A 7240-nucleotide genomic window follows, 5' to 3' on the forward strand; every position below is an offset into this window, starting at 1 on the left:
GAGGTCCGTCCGCTCCCGCGCGAGGCGGAAGTAGGCGTTGGAGCCCCAGCGGACCTTCGTCACCTTCTCGGTCCCCTGGAACTGGTCGTCCACCCAGACGCCGCGATAGTTCGCCACCTGCCGGTTCCCGCGCTGCTGCACGTTCTGCACGCCGCGCATGTCGCGCCCGTAGTTCTCCGCCTGACGCAGACGCTGAATGTTCTGGGCGATGTCCACCGCCTTGGCGCCCGTGTCGGCCTTCCTGAGGTCTTCCTCGCCGGCGCGGAACCCGGCGACAGAACCGCCGGATGAGTACGGCGGGCCGCCGCCGCCGACGCCCGCGGCCGCGGGGGCCCCGGCCCCGGGCGTGGCCGCTCCGCCGCTCGAGGAACGCCCCACGCTGCTGAACTCCCGCTCGACCCGGTTGGTCGCCTTCTCGAGCCGGGCCGAGTCCGCCGCCGGCGCCAACGCAGGCCGCGGCGAAGTGGTCGGCACCCCGGCGACCGGTGGCGCGCCACCGACCGCCAACCCGTATTGCTTGTATTGCTGCGCGTTCTCCAACACGAGGTAACTCGTGTACGGCGTCTCGATGCCGTAGGCCAGGCTCAGCCGGATGACTTCGTCCTTGAGTTCCTTGTTCTCGCCGTGCAGCCGGATCTGGTCCAGCAGATACCCGATCTTGCGGTGTGCCCAGATGGGGCCGATGAACGACCGGTCGGTGCACTTCTCGGGGAACGTCCCCTCGTAAACGAACTCTTCCTTCTTCTCGCCGACGCGGCCGCGTAGGCGGATGACCGAGTCGCCCGCGCCCTCGTACGAGCCGACCAGCACCGCCTGCGACCCGCGGAAGAGGTCCGGCAACTGCTTCGGATACATCTCCGTGACCTTCACGCCGGGGATCTCAATCGCCAGGTCCGTGAGGACCGGGTGGCTCATCTTCGTGAACAGACGCGTCACTTTGCCGTCGATCGCCTCGCCGCCGCGGACGTACTCCGGCAGGCCGCCCGTCTCGTCGCTCATGCGGTCCAGCAGGTGCGTGTTCACATCGTCGCCCACGCCGAACGTGAAGATCCGCAGGTTCCCCTTGTTGTTTTCCTTGACGAGTTTCGAGAGGGCTTCCGGGTCGGTGACGTTGACGGTCGGTCGGCCGTCCGTCACGAAGAGGATCGTCGCCGGGCGGTTCTTTTCAATCGGGAGGGCGAAGACGCGTTCGAGCGATTCGCCGGCGTTCGTGCCGCCAGCGGCCTCGAACCCGTCAATCCACGCGCAGGCTTTCTTTTTCGCGGCCTCGTCGGCGCGCGTCCAGCCTGGCTCGAACGTCTGGGCGGTCGTCGAGAACTGGACGATGGCGAAGCGGTCGTCCTTCCCGAGTTCCCCGATGCAGAACTTGAGGGCCTTCTTCGCCTGTTCGATCTTCTCGCCCTTCATGGAGCCGGACGTGTCGAGGACGAAGGCGACGTCGCGCGGCACGCGCTCCTCCGCATTCACCTCGCTCTTCGGGCTCACCAGGATCAGGAAGAGGCCCGCCTGTTTCGGGTCCGGACGGTACGTTATCAGGCTGAGGCCGAAGTCCTTCTTGTCCACGGTCCAGAAGAGTTGGAAATCGCGGTCCAGGACGGCGGCCTTCGTCTCGACGCCGGCGACGGCCTCGAAGTCGCTCGGCCTCGAGACGCCCACCTCGTGCGTCGGGCTATAGACGTTCTTCAGCGGCGTTTCGCTCTTCACGCGCACCGCCACCGTGAAGTCCTCCAGCGTCGCCGACGCCTTGTCCCCCGTCCGCAGCGGGAAGACATATTCCGCCAGCCCGCCGTCCATCGGCACGATTTCCGCGTACTCGACTTCGACCTTCTGCGTCCCCTTGGCCGGCACCGGGAAGATCCGCATTCGCAGCAGGCTCCCGTCCATGTACTCCAGCAGGCCGGGGTCCCGCGTCCGCCGGACGATCTCCTCATAGATCTGGCGGGCCTTTTCTTTCTCCACCAGTTCCCCCTTCGTCCGCTTGCCGCCCACGTACATCGCGAAGTCGCTGACGGCCGCGCCCTTCGGCAGCGGAAAAATGTACGTGCACTCCAGGTTCGAGTCCGTCGAGTTCTGAAACTCCTGGACGACGTGCGTCACGGCCGCCTGGTTCTCGACCCGCACGTCCACGCGCAGGTACTTGACGGCGAGCGGCGGCAGGCTCTTGTCCTCCGGCACGAGCAGCCCCGCCCCGCGCATTTCAACAGCGGCCACGAGGACAAGCAGAAGCGAAGCGGCCCATCCAAGCGCTCTTGCACGATTCATCGGCAGTTCCTTTCTCATTCGTTTTCATTCCGTTGGGGGACCATCGGTTTCGGCCCGGGCGCGATCCGTTCGTCAACCTGGCAACCGTAGTGGACCACGTCGCTGCCGAGGCTGACGCCGTCGCCCACCAGGCCCGCCGCGCGCGTCTGTATCCCCGAGCCGGAGCCCGGCGTCGAGGCCCGTGAACTTCCGGCACGGCGGACTTGAGCCAGGAACGCGGCGGCCAGGGCCTTCGCATCGACCATCGGCAGGCCCTTGTCTTCGCGCCGAAGGACGAGGTCCACGGCATAGGCATCGACGAGTTTCGGCAGCAGCGCGCGGGCCAGGTCCGACCGGCCGAAGCACTCGGCCCCGATGGCACGCCGCTCCAGACGGTCCACGAAAATGAAACCCACGCTGCCGGCCGGAACCTCCGGCACGATCGTCGCGCGGACTTCGGCCAGCCGACGCTGCACCTTCGCATCCTTCAGGCCCTCCTCCAGGCTGCCCGTCGCGTTCTCCGTGCCGAGGGCCGAGTTGTTCCGCGCCACCTCGGTCCAGACGGCCGACTGGTCGGCGCCCTTGCGCATTTCTTTCTGGATGGACTGCGGCACGAGGAGGCCGCTCGCGGCGAACTCGGACTTTCCGCTCCACCTATGCGCCTCGACGCAGAAGACGCCGAGGTCCGCCTGCTGGCCCGGCGCGAGGACGACGTCCTGGCGGACGGTCCGCGTCTGCTTGCCGCCCGTCACCACCTCGCCGGCCAGGATGAACACGTGGTGCGTCGCGCTTCGGTTCTCGACGACGACGACCGGCACGGACCCGCCCCCCTTTTCCGTGACGACGAGGACGTTCTCGGCGATAGCCCGGTCCATCGTCAGCCAGGCGCCCTGGAGCCTGCCGGCGCCGAGCACGACGGGGACCACGGCCAGCCGGCCGCAGACGAGCGGCTCGGCGAGGTCGAGGCGCTCCAGATACCGCGCCAGTTCCGGGACGTGCGGCGCTCCCGGAGCGATGATCGGGCGGGCAGGGGACTCGCCCGGCGAAAACTCCTCTTCAACGTACGAGGCCGCGGCCCACGAACCGACCGCGAAGATGCCCAGGGCCGCCAACGCTGCCGGGAGGCGAGATTGCCGTGCCATGACCAACGCCCTCCAACCAATGGGACTTTCCGATTTCTTAGACACGGGGGCGGGGCCGGAAGTTCCCTGAGATTTGTTCGTGGGGGCGCGCCAGGATTTTCTGGCACCTGCCGAAGGCGCAACATCTACCTCGTGTGGCACGGCCGGTCTTGTCCGGCCGTGCGAGGCGCACGGCGGGGCAAGGCCCGCCGTGCCACACCCGAATGGATGGGCCGGCGCAAAAAAGTGGGCAAGGTCCGGAGGGGAGACCTTGCCCGTGTTGCGGGGATAAACGGCTAGTTAAGGTTCACCGGTCTGGTTGGTCCGTCACTTAATCTCTTGCCCCCTTGCCTCGGAAACCCGAGGGTGTGTGAAGGAACGGTTGGCAGAGACGTGCGTCCGGACCCTCCTACCAGATCCCCGCAACGTACAACCCCGCAACGTACAGTCCGTTAACGCCCCGAAGGGCGGTTATTCTCAAAGAGAGGCGCGTTCCTTAATTGGAGTTAAGGGGGTTGTGTGGCAAAGCGCCTGTGAAGCCGTCGCACCCGGGGGAGGGCTGTGCGTGAATCGCAAGCGATGCCATTAAAGAACGCGCCTTCATTTGCTTACAGAGCAAGGGCTATGCCAAAGGACCAAACCAATTCCAAAAAAAACGCTAGGCGATTGTAAACCTTTGTGGGGCATGGAGTTAGCGGCACACGATTTTTCGGAATCGCTTCAATCCATCGCGTTTCTTGGCCGCGCGATGTTTCCGTAACGCAACGCCTCAGGGTCGCCTCGGGCCTGAAATGGATGTAACTAATTATTATGCAAGGGGTTACGATGGCGTCCCGATTGAAGGACGAATGGTGTTTTTCGGAAACATCTATAGGACCGCCCCGCCGAAGTCAAGGCGGGTTTTCAACCCCGGCGCGCCGGGGCAGAGAGCGCAGAGAACAGCGGAGACTGGGGAACGGCAAACGGCAAACGGCAAACGGCAAACGGCAAACGACAAACAACAATGACCAAGGCGCGATGTCGTTCGAGACGCGACCTTCTGGTCGCGGCCACGTTCCCCGCCACGGCATGGTAAGGCGGGAGAGGACGGTCCGATAAGTTTTCTAAAGCCGGCAACCCCCTCGGACCGACGAATACGGTGGGCGCTTCCACAGGGCGCCCCGGGCGAGAGCGCGCCTCGAAGAGCGGGCCGACAGGTCCGTGCCCAAACGAGGCGCCGAGGAGGAATGCGATGCGCGTCATCACCATCTTCAACCACAAGGGCGGGTGCGGGAAAACGACGACGGCCATCAACCTGGCCGGAACGATCGCCAACGAACGGCACCGCGTGCTCCTGGTGGACATGGACCCGCAGTCCCATGCGACGGTCGGCTGCGGCGTGCGCGAAGACGAGGTGGAACTGAGCACGTGGGACGTTCTGGCGAAGGCGGGCGGCGAGCGGGAGCCATTGGCTCTCGCGGACATCGCCTGGGAAATCTTCGAGCGCTACTATCTGGCGCCGTCCTCCGTCGGCCTGGCGAGCCTCGAGCAGACCCTGGCCGGAACCGAGGGGCGCGAAAAACGCCTCGCGCGGGTTATCGCCGAGGCCGAAGACCGGTACGACGTCATCGTGGTCGATTGCGGTCCCGGCCTCGGGCTCCTATCGATCAACGCCCTCTGGGCCGCCACCGAAGTCCTGATCCCCGTGGACCTGGGGTTCTTCAGCCTGCACGGCCTGGGCCACACGCTGGAGACGATCGACCGCCTGGCCGAACGGACCGGCACCGAGCGGGCCGTGCACGTCCTGGCGACGATGTACGACGCGCGGGCGCGGTCGATGCGCCGGGCCCTGGCCGACCTGCGCGAGCAGTACGGCCCGATGGTTCTCGCCACGGTCATCCGTTTCGGCGCGGAACTGAGGGAATCGGCGGCGCGCGGGAGCCCCATCTCGGAGTTTCTGCCCCAGTCGCCCGCGCACGAGGACTATCGGGCGCTGGCCCAGGAACTTCTCTCGGCCGACCTGCAACTGTCGCTCGAAGGCGCCGCCCGCGCCGAGGTGCGGCAGGAAGAGCAGGAGGAGCAGCAACTGGCCGAACGCCTCGAGATGGTTTACGGCGCGATTCTGATCGAGGGCGGCGTGCGGTTCGTCTGCCACGCCCCGGGCGCCCGGCACGTCCGGATCGCGGGAGACTTCAACGCCTGGCGCCCAGGCGACTTGGACGGCGAGATGTGCCCGACCGAGGTGGACGGCGTGTGGGAGCGGGAGTTCCGCCTGCCGCCCGGACGGTACGCGTACCGCTTGGTCATCGACGGCCGGTGGGTGAGCGACCCGGCCAATCCGTACGTCGAGAACAATCCCTACGGCGAACTGAATAGCGTGGTGGAAATCTCCGGGGCGCACCTACAACCATGAGCGGGTTTGAAATCGTTTCGGCGGCAGGACCGCGGCGGTTCACCGGAAGCCGGGCGCCCGATCCCGGCGCGCCGGGACGGCGCGGCTTCGACGCGCTCTGCGACGTCCTTCTGTCGCCGGACGACGAGCGCATCGCCGAACATGCTCCGCCCCCCGCCGCGCCGCCAAAAGCCATCCGCGGGCTTTACGTTCTGGCGATGGCGGGCGTGGAGCCTTCGGCGCGCCGGCGGACGGCCCTGGCGGTGGCCCATGAACTCGCGCCGCACTCGGCGCCCGCCGCCGTGTTCCTCTTCGAGAACGGACGGGCCGACGCGCACCTTTTGGGGGAGCCGGCGTGCGGCCGGCTGGGCCCGCAGTCCTACCTGGCTTCCGCGGACATGGGCGAGAACGCCGCCGGCATCGCCGGCCGGTGCGACCAGGTCGGCCTGGCGATTCTGGACAGCGTGATCGCGGTTCCGGCGGACCTGGCGCCGGCCGTCCGCTCCGCCGTTTTCGTTGCGACGCCCGACGCCTAGAGCCTCGTCGAAACCTATCGCGAACTGAAAACTTGGTTCGCCGCCCCGCTTGCGGGGCGCTCCGCCTCCGCTGGCGCCGCCCTCTTTGTCGTCGGGTCGGATGGAGGGCGCGAGGTCCGCTGTCTGCATGAGCGGTTCGCGCGGGCGGCGCGGCGATTCCTCGATTGCGACGTGGCGATTCAAGGGTTCCTCGCGGGCGCGAGCGGCGCGGCGCTGCCGACCGAGCCGCTTCACCTCTTTGCCGGGGCGCCGTCCGGCCGGGTCTGGTCCGCCCTAGCCGCGGCCGCGGTCGAGGGTATGCCGTTTTCGCCGTTTCCGTTTAATCCGCAATCCGCAATCCGAAATCCGCAATCCCCTTCGACCACTGCCGTTGTCGGCCTCTGGCATCCGCACGACCGCGAGGCCCTTTTCGCCGCCGTCGAGGCCCAAGTCCCCGCTCTCCTGGGCGAGCGGTGCCGCCTGGTCCTGCGCGTGGAGGTGGACGAACCGGACGCGCCGCCCCTGGCCGCCGTGCGGGACGATGGGGCCCTGGTGGCCATCCTGATTGCCGACGGCCGCCGGCCGGCGGATGCGCGGTCGGCCGAACACTGGCTCGCCGTGCACCGGGCGCTCCTGGCGAGGGCGTATCCGTCGGCGGGTATCCGGGCGGAGGCGGCGCCGTCGGCCGTGGTTCTCGCGCCGCTGGAGCCGGCCGCGGCGGACGGGGTCCGGCGGTTCCTTCCCGTGAAGGTCGGCGGCCGGCAGGGTGTCGTGATCCTGCCGTAGGCCGGTTATCGCCTCTCCACGCCAAAGAAGCCCAGGGATTGGCATCCCTGGGCTTTGTATGGTATCGCGGCCGCTTGACTTTTGCCCCCCCGCTCGCTACCGTACCTCGTCATGAGCCGACCGAGTTGGGATGAATATTTCATGGCGATCGCCGAGGAGGTGTCGCGGCGCTCGACGTGCCTGCGCCGGCAGGTGGGGGCGATTCT

Annotated in this window: 6 protein-coding genes; 4 read left to right on the forward strand and 2 right to left on the reverse strand. The window is 67.4% G+C overall.

Translation table 11 applies throughout. The features are described from left to right. Both NTX40_05270 and NTX40_05275 read right to left on the reverse strand, forming a co-directional pair. Nucleotides 1-2262, reverse strand: a 2262-nt coding sequence (locus NTX40_05270; protein ID MCX5648493.1) for a VIT domain-containing protein, incomplete at its 3' end; no start/stop codon positions are given. 14 nt (nt 2263-2276) lie between these two features. Continuing rightward, nucleotides 2277-3383 (reverse strand): hypothetical protein, encoded by a 1107-nt coding sequence (locus NTX40_05275; protein ID MCX5648494.1) that lies wholly within the window; start codon nt 3381-3383, stop codon nt 2277-2279. A 1210-nt stretch (nt 3384-4593) separates the two neighbouring features. Between NTX40_05275 and NTX40_05280 the strand changes: the two genes are divergently transcribed. From NTX40_05280 to NTX40_05295, 4 genes are all read left to right on the forward strand, one after another. Next, nucleotides 4594-5754 carry an AAA family ATPase gene (locus NTX40_05280; GenBank protein MCX5648495.1) on the forward strand — a complete coding sequence of 387 codons (1161 nt, stop codon included), beginning with the start codon at nt 4594-4596 and terminating at the stop codon, nt 5752-5754. Then, entirely contained in the window at nt 5751-6269 is a 519-nt protein-coding gene (locus tag NTX40_05285) for a hypothetical protein (protein MCX5648496.1), read from the forward strand. Before NTX40_05280 ends, NTX40_05285 begins: the two co-directional genes overlap by 4 nt. A gap of 171 nt (nt 6270-6440) precedes the next feature. Continuing rightward, complete coding sequence (locus NTX40_05290) at nt 6441-7034, forward strand: hypothetical protein (GenBank protein MCX5648497.1); 594 nt, start codon at nt 6441-6443, stop codon at nt 7032-7034. Nucleotides 7035-7145: 111 nt separating this feature from the next. After that, nucleotides 7146-7240: cytidine deaminase (locus NTX40_05295; GenBank protein ID MCX5648498.1), on the forward strand; the 95-nt coding region annotated here is incomplete at its 3' end.

Source organism: Planctomycetota bacterium (assembly GCA_026387035.1).
GTDB lineage: Bacteria > Planctomycetota > Phycisphaerae > FEN-1346 > FEN-1346 > JAPLMM01.